This window comes from Nocardia inohanensis NBRC 100128 (genome assembly GCF_001612945.1).
Classification (GTDB): domain Bacteria; phylum Actinomycetota; class Actinomycetes; order Mycobacteriales; family Mycobacteriaceae; genus Nocardia; species Nocardia inohanensis.
Genome location: NZ_BDBK01000008.1, coordinates 52,138 through 74,647 on the forward strand (window position 1 = coordinate 52,138; position 22,510 = coordinate 74,647).

General features: G+C 67.8%; 19 protein-coding genes. 8 read left to right on the forward strand and 11 right to left on the reverse strand.

Going from position 1 to position 22,510, the window contains the following annotated elements; all coding sequences use genetic code 11:
• On the reverse strand, positions 1-870 hold the full coding sequence (locus tag NI1_RS15990) for an alpha/beta hydrolase (protein WP_067820772.1): 870 nt from the start codon (positions 868-870) through the stop codon (positions 1-3).
• Between the two features lie 122 nt (positions 871-992).
• On the reverse strand, positions 993-1,958 hold the full coding sequence (locus NI1_RS15995) for a DUF1152 domain-containing protein (protein WP_218026756.1): 966 nt from the start codon (positions 1,956-1,958) through the stop codon (positions 993-995).
• A 256-nt stretch (positions 1,959-2,214) separates the two neighbouring features.
• Between NI1_RS15995 and NI1_RS16000 the strand changes: the two genes are divergently transcribed.
• The gene (locus tag NI1_RS16000; protein ID WP_084523295.1) at positions 2,215-3,555 is read left to right on the forward strand and encodes an MFS transporter; all 1,341 of its coding nucleotides are present in this window, start codon (positions 2,215-2,217) and stop codon (positions 3,553-3,555) included.
• Positions 3,556-3,583: 28 nt separating this feature from the next.
• On the opposite strand, the gene ligA is transcribed toward NI1_RS16000, so the two are convergent.
• A complete protein-coding gene (gene ligA, locus NI1_RS16005; RefSeq protein WP_157535148.1) occupies positions 3,584-5,575 on the reverse strand; it encodes an NAD-dependent DNA ligase LigA in 1,992 nt (663 codons plus the stop codon).
• Between the two features lie 174 nt (positions 5,576-5,749).
• Between ligA and NI1_RS16010 the strand changes: the two genes are divergently transcribed.
• Positions 5,750-6,763, forward strand: coding sequence for a DUF5995 family protein (locus NI1_RS16010; RefSeq protein ID WP_157535149.1), 1,014 nt, complete (start codon positions 5,750-5,752; stop codon positions 6,761-6,763).
• A 149-nt stretch (positions 6,764-6,912) separates the two neighbouring features.
• Here NI1_RS16010 and NI1_RS16015 read toward each other — a convergent pair whose 3' ends face one another.
• The gene (locus NI1_RS16015; protein WP_439957265.1) at positions 6,913-7,626 is read right to left on the reverse strand and encodes a TVP38/TMEM64 family protein; all 714 of its coding nucleotides are present in this window, start codon (positions 7,624-7,626) and stop codon (positions 6,913-6,915) included.
• Between the two features lie 168 nt (positions 7,627-7,794).
• Here NI1_RS16015 and NI1_RS16020 point away from each other — a divergent pair, with 168 nt between their 5' ends.
• From NI1_RS16020 to NI1_RS16035, 4 genes are read left to right on the forward strand one after another with little or no spacing between them, the layout of a single operon-like run.
• Positions 7,795-9,654: a methylmalonyl-CoA mutase family protein gene (locus NI1_RS16020; protein WP_067820781.1), complete on the forward strand. Its 1,860-nt coding sequence runs from the start codon at positions 7,795-7,797 to the stop codon at positions 9,652-9,654.
• Positions 9,655-9,656: 2 nt separating this feature from the next.
• Complete coding sequence (scpA, locus tag NI1_RS16025; RefSeq protein ID WP_067820785.1) at positions 9,657-11,915, forward strand: methylmalonyl-CoA mutase; 2,259 nt, start codon at positions 9,657-9,659, stop codon at positions 11,913-11,915.
• Positions 11,912-12,979, forward strand: coding sequence for a methylmalonyl Co-A mutase-associated GTPase MeaB (meaB, locus tag NI1_RS16030; protein WP_084523297.1), 1,068 nt, complete (start codon positions 11,912-11,914; stop codon positions 12,977-12,979). Before scpA ends, meaB begins: the two co-directional genes overlap by 4 nt.
• A complete protein-coding gene (locus NI1_RS16035; RefSeq protein ID WP_245663245.1) occupies positions 12,976-13,509 on the forward strand; it encodes a GNAT family N-acetyltransferase in 534 nt (177 codons plus the stop codon). Before meaB ends, NI1_RS16035 begins: the two co-directional genes overlap by 4 nt.
• Before the next feature lie 152 nt (positions 13,510-13,661).
• Here the strand turns inward: NI1_RS16035 and NI1_RS16040 are convergent, their stop codons facing one another.
• The 4 genes from NI1_RS16040 to NI1_RS16055 form a co-directional block, all read right to left on the reverse strand.
• The gene (locus NI1_RS16040) at positions 13,662-14,315 is read right to left on the reverse strand and encodes a response regulator (protein WP_067820789.1); all 654 of its coding nucleotides are present in this window, start codon (positions 14,313-14,315) and stop codon (positions 13,662-13,664) included.
• A gap of 124 nt (positions 14,316-14,439) precedes the next feature.
• Positions 14,440-15,315, reverse strand: coding sequence for an amidohydrolase family protein (locus NI1_RS16045; RefSeq protein ID WP_067820791.1), 876 nt, complete (start codon positions 15,313-15,315; stop codon positions 14,440-14,442).
• On the reverse strand, positions 15,312-16,346 hold the full coding sequence (locus NI1_RS16050) for a nucleoside hydrolase (protein WP_067822361.1): 1,035 nt from the start codon (positions 16,344-16,346) through the stop codon (positions 15,312-15,314). The genes NI1_RS16045 and NI1_RS16050 overlap by 4 nt, the downstream gene beginning before the upstream one ends.
• Positions 16,347-16,385: 39 nt before the next feature.
• On the reverse strand, positions 16,386-17,597 hold the full coding sequence (locus NI1_RS16055; RefSeq protein ID WP_067820794.1) for an FAD-dependent monooxygenase: 1,212 nt from the start codon (positions 17,595-17,597) through the stop codon (positions 16,386-16,388).
• 107 nt (positions 17,598-17,704) lie between these two features.
• On the opposite strand from NI1_RS16055, the gene NI1_RS16060 reads away from it, so the two are divergent.
• On the forward strand, positions 17,705-18,277 hold the full coding sequence (locus tag NI1_RS16060; protein WP_067820796.1) for a TetR/AcrR family transcriptional regulator: 573 nt from the start codon (positions 17,705-17,707) through the stop codon (positions 18,275-18,277).
• On the opposite strand, the gene NI1_RS16065 is transcribed toward NI1_RS16060, so the two are convergent.
• The gene (locus tag NI1_RS16065; RefSeq protein WP_084523299.1) at positions 18,278-19,843 is read right to left on the reverse strand and encodes an MFS transporter; all 1,566 of its coding nucleotides are present in this window, start codon (positions 19,841-19,843) and stop codon (positions 18,278-18,280) included. It abuts the gene before it with no gap.
• A gap of 145 nt (positions 19,844-19,988) precedes the next feature.
• On the reverse strand, positions 19,989-21,374 hold the full coding sequence (locus NI1_RS16070; protein WP_067820799.1) for a CoA transferase: 1,386 nt from the start codon (positions 21,372-21,374) through the stop codon (positions 19,989-19,991).
• Between the two features lie 34 nt (positions 21,375-21,408).
• Between NI1_RS16070 and NI1_RS16075 the strand changes: the two genes are divergently transcribed.
• On the forward strand, positions 21,409-22,245 hold the full coding sequence (locus NI1_RS16075) for a thioesterase II family protein (RefSeq protein WP_245663246.1): 837 nt from the start codon (positions 21,409-21,411) through the stop codon (positions 22,243-22,245).
• Here the strand turns inward: NI1_RS16075 and NI1_RS37200 are convergent.
• On the reverse strand, positions 22,128-22,505 hold the full coding sequence (locus tag NI1_RS37200; protein ID WP_157535150.1) for a DUF2784 domain-containing protein: 378 nt from the start codon (positions 22,503-22,505) through the stop codon (positions 22,128-22,130). The two genes, NI1_RS16075 and NI1_RS37200, sit on opposite strands and share 118 nt — an antisense overlap.
• Positions 22,506-22,510 lie beyond the last annotated feature (5 nt).

The window sequence follows — 22,510 nt, forward strand, 5'->3', positions numbered from 1 at the left end:
TCAGCGCGCCAGGACCGCGCGGAACAGCTGGGCCGCGACATCGGCCGCGGGGTTGATCAGCTTCGGGTCGTCGTAGAAGTCGATCTGGCCGATCGATTCCAGCCACAGCTCCGACTTGGGCGCGGGCACGGTCGCGAAGAACTTGCGCGCGAACGGCGGCACCAGCGCGTGCTCGGAATGCACCATCGCGTACGGCACCGCGATGCGTGCGGCGGCCTCCATGGAATCGAAGTCACCGTAGGCGAACGATTGCACCGCATAACCATTGGTGTAGTTCGGGACCGCGCCGCGCGGCGTGCCGTAGAACTCGTAGGCTTCGCGCAGCGGCATGCCCACGTCACCGCCGTCGGGGGCGACCGCCGGAATCGTCTCGGCCGCACCGGTTTCGCGCCAGCGCGCCTCGGCGGCCCGGCCGCGCTCGAGGACCGCCGGGTCCGGCGGCATGGCGGAGGTGTCGGAGTAGAACCCGGCGACACCGGTGAAGGCGAGGATCCGCGGATCGTCGGCGACCGCCCGGGCCATGTAGCCCGCACCCGCGCACACGCCCACCGCGACCACCGGAAGCTCCTTGGTTCGCTCATCGGTGGTCAAGGCGGTGACGGCGTTCCGGATGTCCTCGGCCTTGCCGTACGGATTCTCGAATTGCCGCGGCTGTCCTTCGCTCTCACCGAAGGTCCGGTGATCGAAGGCCAGCGCCGCGAATCCGCGCTCGGCCAGCGCCTGCGCGTAAGCGCCCGCCGCCTGCTCCTTCACCGAGGTCAGCGGACCACTGGTGACCACCGACGCGATCGGCTCGCCGTCGGGCAGGTGCAGCACCCCGGCCAGCCGGTCACCGTTGCTGGTGAAAGTGAATTGTTCGGTTCTGGTCACCGTGATCCCCTCGAATTGTGTGGACGCGAGAACCCTAGGACGGTGTGCAGGCGCGGGGGAGGACTATTCAGGCCGCGCCGGGAACAATTCACGCCACTCGCACCGAATGGAAGCAGTCCGGATCAGTGCGGGATGACCCCGGCGGGCCGGGGTTCGGGGCGAGAGGTCAGATGGGCTTCGATCACCTGCGCCACCTGGTAGGCGTGCTCGGTGGGCTCCAGGTACGGCAGGTATTCCACGGTGCGGGCCAAAGCCGGGAGGTCGACGGAGAGATATACCGCCATGAGCGGATTCACGAACAGTTCGGTGCCCGTGGTGCGGTCGGTGGCGTGCACATCGCCGAATTCCCCGCGCATCGCACAGGCGATCTGGGAGTGGACGATGCTGGGGCGCAACGGTGTTTCGGCCAAGGCGTGCACGACCGCGGCGAAATAGGCGGTGCCCTCCGGGCTTTCGGCTGGAATGGAGAGAGCGCCGAGGTATGCGTGCTGCCGTTGCAGCGCGGCCAGGTTCTCGAGTACGTGGGCGTGGCAGACACCGTGATAGGCATCGATGCCGAAGCCGACCGACACCACCAGGCGGTTGATGTCGTCCAGTCCGGCGACAGCGGCCAGGCTCGTCATATCCTCCTGCGGGGTGCCCAGCGCGGCCTCGTCACCGCGCAGCAGGATGTCGGTGCCGCCGTCGATCAGCACGATGGCATCCAGGCGCAGTTGTTCGACCAGCGTGGCATACGCCGCTCGCAACGGCCGGACGCCGGATTTGGGGAAGGCGTACACCAGCGGATTCCGGCCGGTGGTGGCCAGCCAGCGAGCCAGGCTGCGCTCCGGAAAGTAGTCGTCGTTGCCCGCGGTCTCGGGGCCGACGGCCGCGACTCCCGGTGCGAACCAGTCTTCGAGCGGGGTGCGGCGCAGATCGCTGAACGAAAGATTCGCCAGATGGACCGTCTTGCCCTGCGCCTCCAGCGCGATGGCGAGCGGCAGGCCGCCGTAGACGTCGAAGCCGCCGCCCGCGCCCGCGATGAGCACTCTCGAAGCATCGCGCAGACGCGTGAACAACGGCGGCTCGGCCAGGCTGTACGAGGTCACCCGGCCCATGATGGTCACCGAATCGGGACACCGCCAATAGGTTTCGCTGAGCGGGCTCGAGAAACTGGATTCAGGCCGATTGTGACGGCAATCACAAAGATGATCTTCGCGCTGGTGAGAGCGGACGCCGGCGCACCCGCGCGGGGCCGTCACCGTTTGCCGATGGCATACATGGGTACCGGTCTGTTTCGTGCGAGAAACCACGGAACCGAACAAACCCGGCTTTCCGCTACGGAGGTCGGTCGCCGCGAGCGCCATGGGCAATGCCACCGAGTGGTTCGACTACGGCGTGTACGCCGCCACGGCCGGCTACCTCACCTCCGCCTTCTTCCCCGGCTCACTGGGGACCCTCGGCACCATGCTGGGCTTCGCGGTCTCCTTCGTGCTGCGCCCCCTGGGCGGCATGGTCTGGGGCCCGCTCGGCGACCGCATCGGCCGCAAAGCCGTGCTGGCGACCACCATCCTGCTGATGTCGGCCGCCACCGGCGCCATCGGCCTGCTGCCGACCCACGCCACCGCCGGCGTGCTGGCGCCGATCCTGCTGATCCTGCTCCGCGTCGTGCAGGGCTTCTCAACCGGCGGCGAATACGGCGGCGCCGCAACCTATCTCGCCGAATGCGCGAACGACCGCAAACGCGGCTTCCTGGGCAGCTTCCTCGAATTCGGCACCCTGGCGGGCTTCGTCGGCGGCTCGGCCGTCGTCCTGGCCTGCCAGCTCGCCCTCGGCTCCGACGCCATGTACGCCGGCGGCTGGCGCATCCCGTTCCTGCTGGCCATCCCGCTCGGCCTGGTCGGCTGGTACCTGCGCGCCAAACTCGACGAATCCCCCGTCTTCACCGAACTCGCCGAACAGGACGACCGCGACACCCCGCCCGGCGGCCTGCGCGAGGTCCTCACCACCTACCGCCGCGAACTGCTCACCCTCATCGGCCTGGTGGTCGCGCTCAACGTGGTGAACTACACCCTGCTCACCTATCAGCCCACCTACCTCCAGCACACCATCGGCCTCGGCGAATCCACCACCACCGCCATGATGCTGATCGGCCAGCTCGTCATGATGGTCTCCCTCCCATTCTTCGGCCGCCTCTCCGACCGAGTCGGCCGCCGCCCCCTCTGGCTGGTCTCCCTCACCGGCCTCACCGTCCTGGCCATCCCCATGTACTGGCTGATGGCCCGCGGAACCGCCTGGGCCGTAATCGGGTTCGTAATCCTCGGCCTGCTCTACGTCCCCCAGCTCTCCACCATCAGCTCCACCTTCCCCGCCATCTTCCCCACCCACGTCCGCTACGCCGGATTCGCCCTGGGCTACAACATCTCCACCGCCCTCTTCGGCGGCACCGCACCCCTGGTCAACGAAGCGGTAATCGAAAAGACCGGCTGGTCCTTGTTCCCCGCGGGCTACATGGTCGCCGCCTCGGTGATCGGTCTCGTCGCCTGCGCCTTCCTCCGCGAAACCGCGGGAACCTCTCTGCACGGCACCGAGATCCCCGAAACCGACCCCTCCGAGCTCACCCCCGTCGGCGCGCAACTCCTCCCGGGAGCCCCGGCCTCCGAACCGTCGCCGCGCCCCGACCCCACGGCTCCGGCCGCGGGCTGAGCAGGCCCCCGGCCGGACGCGCCGGCGGCTAGACGACGTTGGCGGCGATGAGCATGGTCCAGACCTCGCCCTGGTCGACGACCTCGACACCGAGTTTCTCGGCTTTGGTGAGTTTGCTGTCGCCGACTCCGGCGCCGGTGATGAGCAGGTCGGTGCTCGCGGAAACCGAGGATGCCGTTGTCGCGCCGGCCCTTTCGCAGAGGCGTTGGAAGGTGGGGCGGGCGACCTTTTCGCCAGAGCGAGGGTCGCTGATGGCGCCGGTGATGACCACCGTCTTGCCTGCCAAGGGCGCGCCGGCGGCGACTACGGGCGGTAGATCTTCTTCGCGGACATCGAGGGAGACGCCGTTCTCGCGGAGGCGGTCTAGTTCCGGGCGCAGCCGGGTGAGGTGGGTGACCAGGGAGGCGGCGACCTTCTGGCCGATATCGTCGACTTCGACGAGCCGGTCCTCGCCGGCGTCGGCCACTTCCTCGAGGGAGCCGAAACCCGCGCGGGCCAGGCGGGCGGCGGTGCCGTCGGAGGCCATCGGGATGGCCAGGCCGATCAGGGCGCGGCGCAGGCCGACCTGGCGGCTGGCATCGATCGAATCGATCATGCGCTGGGCGGAGACCTCGCCGATGCGCTCGAATTCGAGGAGGCGTTCCTTGGTGAGGGTGTAGAAGTCCGAGGGGCGTTCCAGGATGCCCGCATCGGCCAGGCGCTCGATCCACACCGGGCCGATGGCGTCGATGTCGGCGGCCGCGCGAGACGCCCAGTGGATGAGGCGGCGCACGGTCTGTGCGGGGCAGGAAACGTTGGTGCAGAACAGTTCTCGGCTATTGCCCTGCTCGGTGACGGGTTGCCCGCAGGAGGGGCAGACGGACGGCGGCACGATCTCGCGCTCCTCGCCGGTGCGCTTGGAGGCGTCGAGCACGCCCGCCACGAACGGGATCACATCGCCCGCGCGGCGCACCAGCACCGTATCGCCGATCTTGATATCCCGGGCGCGGATCACCTCTTGATTGGCGAGCGTGGCCTTCGTGACGGTCGTGCCGCCCACGAATACCGGCTCCAGCCAGGCGACCGGCACGATCTTGCCGGTCTTGCCTACATCCCACACCACGTCGGCCAGCAAGGTGGTCTTCTCCTCGGCGGCGAACTTGAACGCCAGCGCCCCACGCGGCGAATTCGAGCGAGTTCCCGCCGCCGCGTACGCATCCCGATCCGCGAGCCGCAACACCGCGCCGTCGAGGTCGTAATCCAAATCGTTGCGGCCCTGCTCGATCGCGGAGATCGCCGCCTGCGCCTGCTCGGCATCATCGCAATGCCGCATCTGCGCCCCCGCGATCCCCAGCGCCGCCAGCCCCTCCTCCAGATCGACCGCCGTGCCCCCTTCGGAAGCGTCCAGATCGAACCCGAAGAACTGCAACCGCCGCTCGGCCACCGTCGCCGGATCCTTCGCCCGCAACGTGCCCGCCGCCGCATTCCGCGGATTGATCAGCGGCTTGTCCGGATGCGCCGTGTTGTACGCGACGAACGTCGACCGCAACATCACCGCCTCGCCCCGCACCTCCACCCGCCCCGCAACCTCGATCTTCTCCGGCACCCCGTCGACCAACGCCCGCACCAGCATCGTCACGTCATCCCCGGTGGTGCCGTCCCCCCGGGTCACGGCCCGCGCCAGCCGCCCCTCCTCGTAAACCAGCGACAGCGACAACCCGTCCAGCTTCGGCATCACCACCACCGACTGCCCCGGGAACCGCCCGAAGAACGCCACCACCTGCTCCGGCTTGGTCGCCTTCTCCAACGAAAGCATCGGGCGCGCATGCCGAACCGGCGCATGCAACACCGCCGGCGCCCCCACCTGCTCGAGCGGATTAGGATCCGGCGCCAACTCCGGATTCGCCTCGATCAACCCCCGCAGCTCATCCTCGACCACGTCGTATTCGGCATCCGCCACCAGCGGCGATCCCCGATAGTAGGCATCGCGCAACGCCACGATCCGGTCGGCGAGCTCTTGAATGCGTTCCCCAGTCTCCACAACCCAGACGCTACCGATCCCCACCGACACCCGCGCGCAGCGACTCATCCTCGACGCACGATCAGCGGGGCGCGTCCCGGCCCGGCCCGGGGCGCCGATACTATTCTCGCTTCAGCTAAGTGCTGGTTATCGCTGATGGTCCGGTTCTTCCACAGCTCGCGCGAGGAGATCTTCGTGGCAGTGAGGCGTGTTCCGTTGGTGATCGCCGGGTGCGTCCTGTGTGTACTAGGGACGCTCGGTGTCGTTCCGGCCGAAGCTGATCCGCCGCAAATCGACGATTCGCTCGGCTCGCGGCTGGTGCTGGGCGTGGCTCACCTACCGCCGACGCTGGCGCTGCTCCAGATCACGCGCGAGCTGTTTCCCGAGGGCGGGCCCTACGTGCCCTGGACATACCGGCTACCTCCCGCGCCGATTCCCCACACCCCAGCACGCGGGGTGTGCCCGAGCGGGGCCGACAGCTGTATCGACGACACCATCGCCGAAATGGAAACCAGGGCCGCGGTCATGAAACGCGACTGCGACGACAACGCGCCCCTGCTGCTCAGCTACCTGCACACCACGAAGGGTGAACGCGAAATCGCCCGGGAGCAAGGCGGTTTCGAGCACCCCGCGCACGTCAACGACTGGTCCACCAGCTACGCCCACCACTATTTCGACGCCATCGACAACTACTACCGGTATCACCGCCCCGACCTGGTGCCCGAATCGTGGAAACAGAACTTCCGCGCTTCCGACGACCATTCACTCACCGTCTTCGGCAATGTGGCCGCCGCCTACAACGCCCACATCACCCACGACCTCCCGATCGTCATCGCCGAAATGGGTGTCACGGCCCCCGACGGCTCCTCCTACAAACCCGACCACGAGAAAATCAACGCCCTACTGTCCCAAGCCGAGCAAGGCACCGTCGAAGAACTGGCCGCCCTCTACGGCGATGCCGACCCCGCCATGCGCGCCCCCTACGACTCCGAACCCCTCACCGCCACGGCCTTCGGCCAAACCATCCAGATCTGGCGCGAATACGCCTGGCGCGGCGGCGAACAACTCCTCCTGGCCCCCACCCCCGAAGCCGCCCGAGCCATCGAACAGCAAATAGACGCCCTCTCCAACCTCCTGGGCGAGGTAATCCTCCGCCTCTTCGCCCGCACCGACCCACCCCCGCACCAATCCCACTGCCCAGCCCGCTAACTCACCCTCGTAACCAGATTGCCAGGGCGTCCAGGTCCGTATTGCTCAGTGCCCGAGAAGGTTCGACGTGCCACAGGAGCGGAGTGGTCAGTCGACGACGAGGAACATCAGCGGGCGTTGCATGTCGGATGTTTACCGTAGCGAGCCCGTCAGCGTTCGCCGGGCACCGCCAGGCGGGCGTCTACGACCAGGCCAACGACGCCGGCGGCGAGGCAGAGGGCGGTGATCGCGAGTTGGGCGGGGGAGGTGCGGTTGGTGAGGGCGTCGCCGAGCAGGACGGTGCCGATGGTGCCGGGGAGGATGCCGAAGATCGTCGCAATGACGAAGGGGGTCATGCGGATCGAGGACAGGGCCGCGCAGTAGTTGACGATGGAGAAGGGGGCGAAGGCGATCAGGCGGAGGGAGCCGATCGCCAGCCAGCCGCGGCGGGCCAGGCGGGCGTCGACGGATTGGACGGTGGGGTGGGTCAAGCTGGCACGAACGCGGTCGTGGTCGAGGGCGCGGACCAGAAGTAGGGCGAGGACGGCGCTCAGGGTGGTGGCGGCGAGGGCCAGGCTCAGGCCCAGTGCCGAACCGAAGAGCATGCCGGCGCTGAGGGTGAAGATGGTGCGGGGGAAGGGGAGGACGCACACCAAGGTGTGGAGGGCGAAGAAGACCAAGGGGAGTGCCGGGCCGACCGAATCCGCCCAGGAGCGGATCTGTTGCGGGCCGGGGTGCGGCGCGAATGCCGCCAGGGCGAACAACACGGCGCAGCCGAGCAGAACGGCTAGGACGCGCGGTTGGCGGAGTCGGCGCAGCAGCTCGGGGAGGCGGGTGAGCTGGGCGGACAGGCGTGTCCGGGGCCGGCTCTCGGTTGTTGGCACCGCGCCAGGTTACCCGCTGGTAGCGAGACTGGGTGGACAGGAATCGGAATGCTGCGGTTAGCATCAGGGTAAAGACGATGAATGCTCGTTAACCGAAGTGCCCGTTGAGCTGTGGGAATGCAGTCGAAACCGGTCAGACGGTCAGTGAGTGGAAGAGGAACAGCAGCTATGCCGATTGCTTCAGACTCGGGCACCGAGCCGGTGCCCGGGTATGCCGCCTGGCGCAAGGGTGTCGCCGGGGTGCTGGCCAAGGCCCGCAAGGTGGATGTGTCCGAATTGCCGGACGAACCGGAGAAGCTGCTTGCGGTCAAGACTTATGACGGCCTGACCGTCAATCCGCTGTACACCCGTCGCGACGAGCTGCCCGAACAGCCGCTGCCGGGGCAGTTCCCGTTCGTGCGCGGTGGGGATGCGACCCGTGATGTGCACCGGGGCTGGTATGTGAGCCAGCGCTTCGGCGGCACCGACGCCAAGAGCGTGAACGAGGAGATCCTCTCCGCGCTGGAGAACGGCGTCAGCGCAGTGTGGTTGAGCGTGGGCGCGAATGCCGTGCCGGTCGCCGACCTGCCGGTCGCGATCCAAGGCATGCTCTTCGATCTGGCCCCGCTCACCCTGCACGCCGGCGCCGAAGTGAACGAGGCTGCCGCGCAGCTGTTCTCGGTGCTCGACGGCTACCAGGCCGAGGACCGCAAGGCGATCAGGGTTTCGCTCGGCGCGACCCCGCTGACCAGCCTGTTCGCGGGTTCGTCCGCCATCGACCTGGATGGCGCCGTCACCCTCGCCCAGCAGGCCGTGGCTCGCCTCGAGACGGTCCGCGCGATCACCGTGTGCGGCATCGCCTTCCACAATCAGGGCGCCTCCGATGCCCAGGAACTCGGCGCCGCCATCGCCGCCGGCCTGGAGTACCTGCGCGCGCTCACCGACGCCGGCGCCGATATCGCCGATGCGCTCGGCCAGCTGGAGTTCCGCTTCGCCGCGACCGACGACCAGTTCGAGACCATCGCCAAATTCCGTGCGGCCCGGCGACTCTGGGCCCGCGTGGCCCAGGTGTGCGGCGCCCCGGACTTCGGCAATGCCCCGCAGCAGGCCGTCACCTCGCCCGCCATGATGACCCAGCGTGACCCCTGGGTGAACATGCTGCGCACCACCCTCGCCGCCTTCGGTGCGGGCGTCGGTGGCGCGGACTACGTGACCGTCCTGCCCTTCGACGACGCCCTGCCCGCCGGGGAACTCGGTGTCTCGCAGGCGTTCTCGCAGCGCATGGCCCGCAACACCCAGCTGCTGCTGCTCGAGGAATCCCACCTCGGCCACGTGCAGGACCCGGCCGCCGGCTCCTGGTACGTCGATTCGCTCACCGATGAACTCGCCGCCAAGGCGTGGGAGTTCATGCAGGAGATCGAGCAGGCGGGCGGCTACCTCGCCGCGCTCCAGGCCGGTCTGCTGGCCGAGCGCATCGCCGCGACCAAGGCCGAGCGCGATTCCGATGTGGCGCACCGCAAGACCGCTGTCACCGGCGTCAACGAGTTCCCGAACCTGGCCGAGCAGCCGCTCTCCGAAGCGGCCCGCGTGCCCGCTGCGACCGCTCGTTACGGGGCGGCCTTCGAGGAGCTGCGCAACCGCTCCGACGCCTTCCTGATCGCGAACGGCGCACGCCCCAAGGCGCTGCTGGTTCCGCTCGGGCCGGTCGCGGAGAACAATGTCCGGGTCACCTTCACCGCCAACCTGCTCGCCTCCGGCGGTATCGAATCGGTGCACCCGGGCGCCATCGGCCTCGACGAAATCGGTAAGGCCGCGGCCGAATCCGGTGCCTCGATCGCCGTGCTGTGCGGTGCGGACAAGCGCTACGCCGCCGAAGCCGGTACCGCCGTGGACGCCCTGCGCGCCGCCGGCATCACTACCGTGCTGCTGGCCGGTCCGGAGAAGGTGGTCGCCGACCTGACCGGAACCTCGCGCCCCGATGGTTTCGTGGCCGCCCGCATCGACGCGGTCGCGGCGCTGTCCGGCCTGCTCGAGAAGCTGGGAGCATAGGAATGAGTGAGATCAAGCATCGCATCGGCAATTTCGCCGAAGTGCCCCTGGCCGAGGGTGACGCCACCGCCGCCGAGGTGGGCGCGACCGAGGTGAGCGAATTCGTCGCCGCGGCCGCCGCCGCCAATCACTATGCGCCCGAACAGCTCACCTGGGCGACCCCCGAAGGCATCGACGTGCCGCCGGTCTTCACCAAGGCCGACCGGGACGCCGCCGTCGCCGCGGGCTATCCCCTCGACAGCGTGCCCGGCATCTCGCCGTTCCTGCGTGGTCCGTACCCGACCATGTACGTGAACCAGCCGTGGACGATTCGCCAGTACGCGGGCTTCTCCACCGCCGCCGACTCGAACGCCTTCTACCGCCGCAATTTGCAGTCGGGTCAGAAGGGTCTGTCGGTCGCGTTCGACCTCGCCACCCACCGCGGTTACGACTCCGATCACCCGCGCGTGACCGGTGACGTCGGCATGGCGGGCGTCGCCATCGACTCCATCCTGGATATGCGGGAACTGTTCGATCAGATTCCGCTGGACCAGGTTTCGGTGTCGATGACCATGAACGGCGCGGTGCTGCCGATCCTGGCGCTCTACGTCGTCGCCGCCGAGGAGCAGGGCGTCAAGCCCGAACAGCTGGCCGGAACCATTCAGAACGACATTCTGAAAGAGTTCATGGTCCGCAACACCTACATCTATCCGCCCAAGCCCTCGATGCGGATCATCTCCGACATCTTCGCCTACACCTCCGCGAAGATGCCGAAGTTCAACTCGATCTCCATCTCCGGCTACCACATTCAGGAAGCCGGTGCGACCGCCGACCTGGAGCTGGCCTACACCCTCGCCGACGGCGTGGAGTACCTGCGCGCCGGTCTGGACGCGGGCATGGAGATCGACCAGTTCGCGCCGCGGCTGTCGTTCTTCTGGGCCATCGGCATGAACTTCTTCATGGAGGTCGCCAAGCTGCGGGCTGGGCGACTGCTGTGGGACGAGCTGGTCGCGAAGTTCGAGCCCAAGAGCGCGAAATCGCGTGCGCTGCGCACACACTCGCAGACCTCGGGCTGGTCGCTGACCGCGCAGGACGTGTTCAACAATGTGGCGCGCACCTGTGTCGAGGCGATGGCGGCGACCCAGGGGCACACCCAGTCGCTGCACACCAACGCCCTCGATGAGGCCCTCGCGCTGCCGACCGACTTCTCGGCTCGTATCGCGCGCAACACCCAGCTGCTGATCCAGCAGGAGTCCAATACGACTCGCCCCGCCGACCCGTGGGGCGGCTCCTACTACGTCGAATGGCTGACCCATCAGCTGGCCGAGCGGGCCCGCGCCCACATCGCCGAGGTGGAGGCGCACGGCGGTATGGCGCAGGCGATCTCGGAGGGCATTCCGAAGCTGCGCATCGAAGAGGCCGCCGCGCGCACCCAGGCGCGGATCGATACCGGTCAGCAGCCGGTCATCGGCGTCAACAAGTACCAGGTCGAGGAAGACACCCCGATCGAGGTGCTCAAGGTCGAGAACTCGCGGGTGCGCGCCGAGCAGAACGCCAAGCTGGAAAAGCTGCGTGCCGAACGTGATGCGGATGCGGTGCAGCGGGCACTCGCCGAATTGCCCCGTGCCGCAGCCTCTTCCGAGGGCGGCATGGAGAACAACCTGATGGCCCTGGCCATCGCGGCCGCGCGCGCCAAGGCCACCGTCGGCGAGATCTCCGACGCCCTCGAGCAGGTCTACGGCCGCCACCAGGCCGAAATCCGTACGCTCTCCGGCGTTTACCGTGAGGAAGCGGGCAAGGTGACCAATATCAGCAAGGCCATCGCGCTGGTCGAGGAGTTCGGTGAAGCCGAAGGCCGCCGCCCGCGCATCCTGGTCGCCAAGATGGGTCAGGACGGGCACGACCGCGGCCAGAAGGTGATCGCCACCGCCTTCGCCGACCTCGGCATGGATGTCGATGTGGGCCCGCTGTTCCAGACCCCCGAAGAGGTGGCCCAGCAGGCGGCGGACAACGACGTGCACATCGTCGGTGTCTCCTCGCTCGCGGCCGGTCACCTCACGCTGGTGCCCGCCCTGCGGCAGGCGCTGGCCGATGTCGGCCGCCCCGACATCATGGTCATCGTCGGCGGCGTCATCCCGCCCGGTGACTTCGACGAGCTCTACGAAGCCGGCGCCGCGGCGATCTTCCCGCCCGGCACCGTCATCGCCGAAGCCGCCATCGATCTGATCAAGAAGCTGGCCGGATCGCTCGGCCACGAGATCGGCACCGGCGCGGACGCATGAGCGGCGGGGATTCCCGGCTGAGCACCACCTCCGGGACCGGTGCGGCCGGACCCCGCCCGGTCGCGCCGGGCCCTCGCCGCACCGTCGATGTCGATGCGCTGGCCGAGCAGGTGCGCTCCGGTCAGCGCGCCGGGCTGGCGCGGGCCATCACCCTGGTCGAGTCCACCCGGGCCGATCATCGGGCGCTGGCCCAGCAGCTGCTGCTGAAGCTGACGCCCGAAACCGGCGCGGTCACCTCCAATCGGGTTGGCATCACCGGTGTTCCGGGTGTCGGCAAATCGACCTTCATCGATGCGCTCGGCATGTACCTGATCGGTCAGGGGCATCGGGTCGCGGTGCTGGCGGTGGATCCGTCCTCCACCCGCACCGGCGGTTCGATCCTCGGCGACAAGACCCGCATGGCGCGGCTGTCGGTGCAGCGCGACGCGTTCATCCGGCCCTCGCCCACCGCGGGCACCCTCGGTGGCGTGGCCAAGGCGACCCGCGAAACCATCGCGCTGCTGGAGGCCGCCGGCTACGACGTGATCCTGGTGGAGACCGTCGGCGTCGGCCAATCCGAGGTCACCGTCGCGAACATGGTCGACGTCTTCTGCTTCCTCACCCTGGCCCGCACCGGCGATCAGCTCCAAGGCATCAAGAAGGGTGTGCTGGAACTGGCCGACCTGGTCGCGGTCAACAAGGCCGACGGCAAGCACGAGCTGGAGGCCAAGGCGGCGGCCCGCGAACTCCAGGGTGCGATGCGTTTGATCCACCCGCGCGAATCCCTCTGGCGCCCACCGGTTCTCACCATGAGCGGCCTGAACGGCCAGGGCCTGGACACCTTCTGGGATACCGTCCTCACCCACCGCCGCGTCCTCACCGAAGCGGGCGAATTCGTCGAGAAGCGCCGCCGCCAGCAGGTCGACTGGACCTGGACCATGGTCCACGACAACCTGCTGCGCCGCCTGGCTGACAACCCGAACGTGAAATCCCTGCGCGGCGAGGTGGAACAGCAGATCCGCGACGGCTCCCTGACCCCGGCCCTGGCCGCCGAGGAGATCCTGCGCGCCTTCGACGGTCGATGAACGACATCGAGATTCGGCCCGGCACGCCCGCCGACGCGGATCCGGTTGCGGTGCTGCACATCCAGAGCTGGCGCACCGCCTACCGGGGCATCATGCCCGATTGGTTCCTCGACACCCTGCACCCGGGCATCCGCAGCGAACAATGGCGCGACCGGCTCACCGCAGCCGACCCCTCCACCGCCCTGTTCATCGCGGAATCCGACGGCGAAATCCTCGGATTCACCTACCTGTCCGCCCAACCCGACGGCCGCGTCCTACTCGACAACCTGCACGTCCGCCCCGACCTGAAACGCGCCGGAATCGGCGGCCGCCTGTTGCACCGCGCCCTGCTCTGGACCGCCACCCAATTCCCCGGCCACCCCCTGTACCTCGAGGTCCTCGAAGACAACCTCCCCGCAATCGAGTTCTACGAACGCCACGGCGGCGAACGCACCGCCGAACGGATAGCCCATTGGCCCCAAGGTTTCGATCTGGCCGAATTCGAATACACCTGGCCCGCTACACCCCCCAACAGCGAGTACCCTGGATAATCCGAATCCCGCAATAGGCCAGCAACCCACTGACCCGGTACTCCAAGGAGATGGTGGCGATGGGGTGGGAATTCAACTGGATGCTGAACCTCCTCACCTACCTGAGCAGCATCGGCACACTACCGCCCATGTCCCTGCGCAAATAGTCCGCGTCAGGTTCGCGGCGGGGAGGGGGTGGTCGAGCGCAGGCGGGAGGCTAGTACGGCGGCTTGGGTGCGGCGTTCCATGCCCAGTTTGGCCAGGAGGCGGGAGACGTAGTTCTTGACTGTCTTCTCGGCCAGGAACATTCGTTCGGCTATCTGGCGGTTGGTGAGGCCCTCGCCGAGGAGGTCGAGGAGTTTGCGTTCCTGGTCGGTGAGCATGGATAGGGGGCCGTCGGGTTCGGTGCTGCGGCGCAGGCGCTCCATGAGGGCGGCGGCGGCTCGGTTGTCGAGAAGTGAACGGCCGGAGCCTATTTCCTTGATGGCTTTGGCCAGTTCCATGCCTTTGATGTCCTTGACGACGTAGCCGCTGGCGCCGGCCAGGATGGCGTCCATCATGGCCTGTTCGTCGGTGAAGGAGGTGAGGATCAGGCAGCGGAGATCGTCGATGCGGGAGAGGAGTTCGCGGCAGAGTTCGATGCCGTTGCCGTCGGGGAGGCGGACGTCGAGGACGGCTACGTCGGGGCGCAGGGCGGGGATGCGGGCGAGGGCTTGGGCGACGTCGCCGGCCTCGCCGACCACGGTGAGTTCGGGATCGCCCTCCAAGAGGTCGATCAGTCCGCGGCGGACGATCTCGTGATCATCGACGAGAAACACCTTGATCATGGGGCGCGTCCGATCTGCGGTCCGGAACTGACCCACCCAACATAGTCCGAACGGCCCGGCTCGGGGATGGACCAAAGTCCCTAATCAGACGACGTTCAGGGCGTTTCGCGCGGCGTCCAGGTGGTTACTCGATACCGAATATCCGCGCTGCGTTGTCGTGAAGGACGCGGCGCAGCCAATCCGCGCCGAGATCCAGGCGTTCCAGGGCGAAGAGGGCATGGCCGTACGGGTAGGGGATGTTCGGGAAGTCGCTGCCGAACAGGATGCGGTCGGAGAAGTCGCGTAGCCGGGCGTGTTCGGTGACGGGGAAGGGGTCCGCGGCTTCGAAGAAATCGGTGAAGTTCATGGTGGTGTCGAGCAGTACCCGGTCGTGATCGGCTGCGATATCGAGGAATTCGCGATACTCGGGCGCGCCGAGATGGGCGATGATCAGCGGTAGCCGGGGAAACCGCCGCAGCAGGGCGCGAATCGGGTCCGGCCCGGTGAATCGGCCTGGTGCGGGCCCGGATCCGCAGTGGATGACCACCGGCACCCCGGCATCCTGGATGAGGCCCCACACCTCGTCCAGCAGCGGGTCACCGGGATCGAAATCACCGACCTGTATGTGCACCTTGAAAACCCGCACGCCGGCGGTGAGCGCCGCACGCACATATTCGCCCGCGCCCGGCTCCGGATAGAAGGTCGCGGTATGCAGGCAATCGGGGGTGCGGGCCGCGAAATCGGCCGTCCAGCCGTTGAGCCAGGCCGCCATATCCGGTTTGTGCGGGTACACCATGGAGGTGAACGCGCGAACTCCGAACCCGCGCAGCGTCTTCAGCCGCACCTGCTCCTCATCGCGATAGGCGATCGGCCATTCCCGCCCGACCAGCGGCCCCGCCGCATCGAAGTACCCCCACACTTTGCGCATGACCGGATCGGGCATGAAATGCGTATGGATGTCGATGATTCCGGGCAGCCCCAGGCGATCGCGGAGCGAAGCGATGTAGTCCTCGTCGCTCACCGGGCAGCCTCGGGCGGGTACACGCCGCGCGCGAAATCGCCCACCCGGCTGATCATCCGCTCGAAGAACCGCTCCGGATCAGTCCCGATCACGATGTCCGCGTTGGGTTCCCGCCCCCACATCCCCGCCCAGTCGGCAACCGTCGTCGCCCGCGTGATGGTCCCCGCCAGTTCCACATCCACGGTCGCGGGTTTGGTCACCGCCAGCGCCGAGTCCAATGCCACCGCCGCCGCGAACGGATCGTGCATATGCGCCAGATATCCCTGGTCGTAGAGCCGGTGGAAGTCGAAGTAGAACCGCACCGCATCGGTGAAATACCGGATGATCGGATTGCTCGCCGCCGAACGCACTTCCGGCCCATCGCTCTCCGACACCAGCTCGATGGGCGTGCTCCCCGCCCGCTCGGCCAGCAGCGCCACATGTTTGGGCCGCATCTCGATGGTCTCGGTGACATCCAGCGCGCACACCAGCGGCCGCCGATCCGCCGGAGCCGCGCTGAAGGCATCGAACACCTCTTTGGCGGCCTCCGGATCCACGTGCACATTCCACTCGTTGGTGGGCGTGGTGTTCCCCGGATGGTTGAACGCCCCGCCCATGATCACCAGCCGGCGCAGCAGCCGGGGGAGTTCGGGTTCGATCCGCAGTGCCAGCGCCAGATTGGTCAGCGGCCCCGTGCACAACCCGACGATCTCTTCCGGATGCGCCCGCACCAGATCCACCCACAGCTGCGCCGCCGACCGTTCGGACAACTTGCGTTGCGACTCCGGCAGTTCCGCGTACCCCACCCCCTGCGGCCCGTGCGTGTCCTCGGTGGTCCGCAGCGGAATGGCGAGGGGCTCCGCCGCCCCGAGCGCCACTTCGATCTCCCCGGCCCGGCACACATCCAGCCAGGCCAGGTTGTTGGCCGCCACCCGATCCGCGGGCACATTGCCCGCGGTGGCGGCGATTCCGACGATCTCGGCCTCGGGGGAGGCGAGCAGATAGAGCAGGGCCAGCGAATCGTCGATGCCGGTATCCACGTCCATGATCATCTTCTGCCGCACGTGTCGAGCCTAGTCGCCGTCCGCTACTCAGTAGGTCGGCAGCTCGTAGTCCTCGGTCTGGTCCAGCATCTTCATCATCACCGGCCGCATCACCTTGGTGGTCATCAGCTTGCCCATCGCCTGCGCGGCCTTGAGCCCGAATTCGGAGTTGGGCAGCATCATCTTGATGCCACCGCCCGGCAGCTCCTTGGCCTTCGCCAGGAAAGGGGTCACGATCTCCTCGTACCGGGTCAGCGCGGCCACGAGATCGGCCGGGCTCGAAGCGATCTCGCCGGCGAGCACATACGCGCCGACCAGCGCCATGGCGGTGCCCATACCGGTCATGGGCGAGCCGCAGAAGCCCGAATCGCCCAGCAGCACCACACGACCCGCCGACAGCGACGGCATATCGATCCGCACCAGCTCGTCGAAGTAGAAGTCGGGGGTCTCGGCCATACCGTCCAGGATCTGCGGCGCGATCCAGCCCGCCTTCGCCAGCATGTCGCGAATCAGCCGCTGCTGCGCCGCCACATCACGCCGCAGGGCCGGATCCTGTTCGGCGCGCAGGGTGATGATGGCCTTCGAGGTGGCCGGGTCCGCGTCGGCGCGCACGCCGACCGAAGCCTTCGGCACCGGGTGGATGGTCATCCAGCGCGGATCGGTCTCGGCGGGCGTCGGAATCGTGTAGAAGGACATGTATCCGCCCAGGTAGGTGGCGAACTGCTCTTCGGGCCCGAAGGCCAGCTTGCGGGTGCCGGAGTGCACGCCGTCGGCCCCGATCACCAGGTCGAACCGCTCGGCCCGGCCCGAGGCGAAGGTGACATCGACCCCGGTCTCGTCCTGGGTGAGGTCCTGGATCCAGTCGCCGTAGCGGTAGTCGAGTTCGCCGCCGGCGGCGCCGAGCGCGGTCAGCAGTACCTCGTTGAGGTCGCCGCGGGAGATCTCGATATCGGCGACCGGTCCCTTGCCGCCGAACATGTCGGCGTCCATCCGGTAGATCTCCTTGCCCTCGCGGTTGACCAGCAACATGGCCTCCTCGTCGAGCTGGTACTTGCGGATTCCCTCCATCAGGCCCATCTGCTCGGCTACCCGCCGGCTCGGGCCGCGCAGGTCGACGGCCTGCCCGCCGGGGCGAGGAGCGTCGGCGCGTTCGACGACCGTGGCCGCGATCCCGGCCCGCAGCAGTTGCAGCGCAACGGAATTCCCGGCGATGCCGCCGCCGGCGACGAGGATGCGGAGGTTGGTGGCGGTGGTGCTCATGATGCTGACTCCCGGTGTAGTGGAGAACGTCTGTCTAAGACATATGTCTAACAGACCTTGGAACGGTTGTCTAGAACAAATGTCTAAGACGCTGGTAGGGTGGGGTTATGGGAAACCGAGAAGATCTGTTGATGGGAGCACGCCGGGCGATCCTGGACCGCGGACTGGCCAAGGTCACCGCACGCGATATCGCCAAGGAGGCGGGCGTCAGCCTGGCCGCGATCGGCTATCACTTCGGCTCCAAGGACAAGCTGGTCCTGGAGGCGATGACCGAGGGGGTGGGCAGTCACATCGGTGACGAGATCGATACGGCCATCAAGGACGCGGGGGAGGGGCATCGGCTCTGGGAAGCCCTGGCCGCCACCTGGAACGGCCTGGTCGACGTGATCGACGGCAATCGGGACGAACTGCAATTGAGCGCCGAGAACGGCGTGCAGATCGCCCGCGATCCGGAATCCCAGGCGTACATGGCCGACGCGACCGCCCACGCGGTGGCCGATATGACCGCGACGCTGCGCGAGGTGTACCCCGAACTGACCGCCGGACAGGGTCGTTCGCTGGCCAAGCTGCTGTTCACCCTGTTCCAGGGTATGGCCATGCAATCTCTCGTCGCACCGGGCGCCGACCTGCTCGACGGCGACGATCTGGTCACCGCCGTGCAGGCCATGCGCGGGCTCTGACTAGCCGGGCGGGATGTGCCGCAGCCGCGTCATCGCGATGAACGCCAGCAGCAGCGCCGCTCCCGCCGCGATGGCCGAGGTCAGATGCATCCCGGTGAGGAAGGCGTGCTTGGCCGCATCGGCCACGGCCGCGCCCAGCTTGCCCGGCAGCGTATCGGCGACCTGCATGGCCGCGCCGAGGGTGTCGCGGGCGGAGTGCGCGTCCGGATCGCGCAGGCCGTAGGGCAGGGTATCGCCGAGACTGCTGCGATAGATGGCGATGCTGATGCTGCCCAGAATCGAGATGCCCAGCGCGCCACCGAATTCCGCACCCGTCTCGGAGAGCCCGGAGGCCGCCCCGGCCTGCTCGGGCGGCGCGGTGCCCACGATCAGCTCGGTGGTGATCCCGAAAACCGGTGCGAGACCGAAGGACACCAGCAGTGAGGCCGCGATGACCAGGCCCACCCCGCCGGTGACGGTGATGCGGGTGAGCAGCAGCAGCCCGGCCGCCGCCATGGCCATGCCGACGCTGATCATGTAGGCGGGCCGCACCGACTTGCCGATCCGCGGGCCCAGCTGGGAGCCGATCATGAACCCCAAACCCGCGGGGATGGTGCAGATTCCGGCGCGCAGCGGCGACATGCCCAGCACCAGCTGGAAATACTGCCCGACGAACAGGAAGTAGCCGAAGGCCACGAAGATGGCGACCATATTGATGGTCAGCGCGGTGCGAAAGCTGGCCAGCCGGAACAGCCGCAGATCCAGCATGGGCTCGGGCGCGGTGAGCTGCCGCCGCACGAAGATGAACCCGATGATCAGCCCGGCGGTCAGCGCGGTCACCGCGGGCGTGCCCGGGCCGTCCTGCGCGGCCTTCTTCATGCCGAACACCACCGATAGCACCGCGGCCGTGCACAATCCGGCGCTGATCAGATCCAGCTGCCCGGCATGCGGATCACGGAATTCGGGCAGCACCCGCGGCGCGAGCACGATGAGCAGCAGCATGACCGGCACCGCGAGCAGGAAAACCGCTCCCCACCAGAAGTGTTCGAGCATGAACCCGCCCGCCAGCGGGCCGATGGATCCGCCTACCGAGTAGGACCCCACCCAGACGCCGACCGCGACCGAGCGCTGCTCCGCATTGCGGAACATGGTGAAGATCAACGAGAGCGTGGACGGGGCCAGGGTGGCGCCGGCGACCCCGAGCAGGGCGCGGCAGCCGATGAGCACGGGTGCGGAGGGGGCGAACGCGGCGATCACCGAGACCATGGCGAAGGCGGCCGCGCCCACCATGAGTAGTCGTCTTCGCCCGATCCGGTCGCCGATGGTGCCCATGGTGAGCAGCAGGCCGGCGACCAGGAATCCGTAAACGTCGATGATCCAGAGCAATTGGGAACCGGTGGGGCGGAGCTCGGCGCTGATCTGCGGGACGGCCAGGTGCAGGACGGTGAGATCCATCGAATACACCAGGCATGCCAGTGCGAGCACCGCCAATCCGGTCCACTCCCGACGTCCCACTGAGACGGTGGCGGTATCCACCGCGGTTAGCAGGGGAGCAGGTGTGTCCACGATGACGACCTCCATACGCATGCCGGCAACTGTGTCGGTATTAACGATGTCGGTTTCAGCATCTCATCTATTAACGGCACAAAAGCCCACTGTACGAGGGGAATTCAGATTTATCCGAGGTGTTCTTGCGGGTGTGCGTGCAGGTGATCGTGTACCTTCCCGCACATTAAGAACCGGCCGGTCGGACTGTCCAATCCGCCGTATCCGCACCGTATTGCGGGGCAGGCCACCGGAAATCCGGATAGGCTGACAGCGCCGGTCCGGCGGTCGTGATCGAATCATGAGTTACCGCGTAGCATGCGTCCGGTGCGGTGGCGGGCGCGTGGTCCGGAGTCCGTCCCGGCGCGGCCAGCAGCCAGGAGGCGGTGCGCGCCAATGCGACTCGCACATCCCGACCGGTGTCGTCGTGAGCGCGTGCGACGAGCGCGTCGATCACACCCGCGGCCAGCAAATATCCACTGGCGTGGTCCAGCGCCTGTGCGGGCAGGGCGCCGACCGGTGACTCGCTCCGTGAATCACCCTGCGCGCCTTCGATGAGCGAGATACCGGATGCGGCCTGCACTATGCTGTCGAACCCCCGCCGGTCGCCCCACGGCCCGTGCTCGCCCCAAGCGGATACCCGCCCGTATACAATTCCGGGACCAATTTGCCCGGCGTCTACTCCGGCCCGTAACAAAGCGCCCGGTCGGTAACCTGAGATGATTACATCTGCATTCTCGAGCAGATCTCGAAATAACGGCCATTCGGTCCGAATATCGAGTAAGGTCGACCTTTTCCCCTGACAGGTATCCCGAAATTGCCATTCGATCTCGGGCATGCCCGGCGGATCGATTCGCAACACCTCGGCCCCCAGTAGCGCCAGTGCCCGCGTCGCCACCGGCCCCGCGATCACCCGCGTCAGATCCACCACCCGCACCCCGCGCAGCGGTTGCAATGAGGTTGGGGCGAAACGTGACTCGTTTGCTGCCCGGTCGGCGCGCACGCGATCCGCACGCGGCTCGATCGCTACCAGGGGACCGGCGGCGGTTGCCCGGCCCTGCGGGCTGTCGGCCCATTCGTGTTCGGTGCGCACTCGGACCGCGATCGCGCCGTGATCGTGTGCGCGGTCTTCGATCTCCGATGCCGGCAGCGCCGCGACCCGTTTCGTGAAGTCCGCGCGCGAGGTGCCGGGTGGCAGGCCGAGCGCGGTGAGCAGGCGGGTGCGGTGGTGCGGGTAGTTGGCGTGGGTGCGGATCCAGCCGTCGGCAGCGGCGAAGAACCCGGACAGCGGCGCGAAGACATCGGGTGCGGCGCCGCCCGCGCGGAAGAGCCGCTCGCTGGAGAAGGCCGCGGTGATCCGGCCCGGATCCGGCACTTCGCCGAGCGGATCGAGTCCTGCCGCGACTCGGAACCGGTCGGTTGCCCTGGAGTAGGCGGTCACCGCCCCGCCGGCGAGCGCCCACACCGGCAGCGCCGCAGCCAGATTCGATCCCGGATCCACACCGGGCATACTCGAACCGTCGACCCCGATACCGGACTCGTAGGCGTGGACCAGATCCGCGTATTCAGCCACGAGCCCGACACTAGTGCTCAGAGGAGGCTTATCCGTGGTGGCAATTCTCACCGGCACCGCCTGGCTGCGCGAACTGCGCCCCGACCCCGCGCCGCACACCGTGCTGGTCTGCTTTCCGCCCGGCGGCGGATCTGCCACCGCGTACCGTGCGCTGGCCCAGCGTTTCGGCTCCGGCACAGCGGTTTTCGCGGTGCAGTATCCGGGCCGCCAGGATCGGCTGGGGGAGCCGCTGCTGACCGACCTGACCGAGCTCGCCGAGCGGGCCGCCCGGGACCTGCTGGGCTGGCCGAAAACGCTGCGCCTGGCCATCTTCGGGCACAGCATGGGCGCGACCGTCGCCTACGAGGCCGCGCGCCGGGTGCGGGCCGGGGGCCGCGCCGTCGATCACCTGATCGTCTCCGGCCGCCCCGCACCGGATTCCACCGAAACCGGCGAGTTGCACCGCGGTCCCGACGCCGACCTGATCTCGCAGCTGGAACTGCTTTCCAACGAACCGGCCTCGGTCGCCATCCTGCGCGAGGAACCCGGCCTGGCCGAACTGGTGCTGCCCGCGCTGCGCGCCGACTACCAAGCCGTCGAAACCTATCGGTACGTGCCGGGCGATCCGCTCGACTGCCCCATCACCGCGCTGATCAGCTCCGAGGACCCGACCACCACGCCGGACGAGGTAGCGCGGTGGCGCGAGTTCACCAGCGCCGACTTCGCCACCCGGACCTTCCCCGGCGGCCACTTCTACCTCGATCTGCCCGAAACTCAGCCCGCCGTAGCCGATTTCATCGCCCGCCGCCTGAGCAGCACGAACCCGACCCAGGACGCCAGCACCAGCAGCGCCACCCCCACCCGCACCAACTCCAGCGCACTACGCGGATAGAGCACCCCGGTGATGTAGTGGTCGATGAACCCGCTCGACGGCAATCCGGCCTGCCCGGCACGGTGCCGGCTCCAGTTCTCCAGATTCGTCAGCGGGCACTCGAACCCGAACAGCACCGTGCTGAATCCCCAGGCGAAGGCGGCCAGATGCAGCCAGATCGTGCGCCGCCATCGCCAGGCCAGGAATCCACCCACCACCACGTACGCCACGAACAGGAAGTGCACGATCGCGGTGGCGTCGGCGAGCAGCCGGTACAGCATGCCGT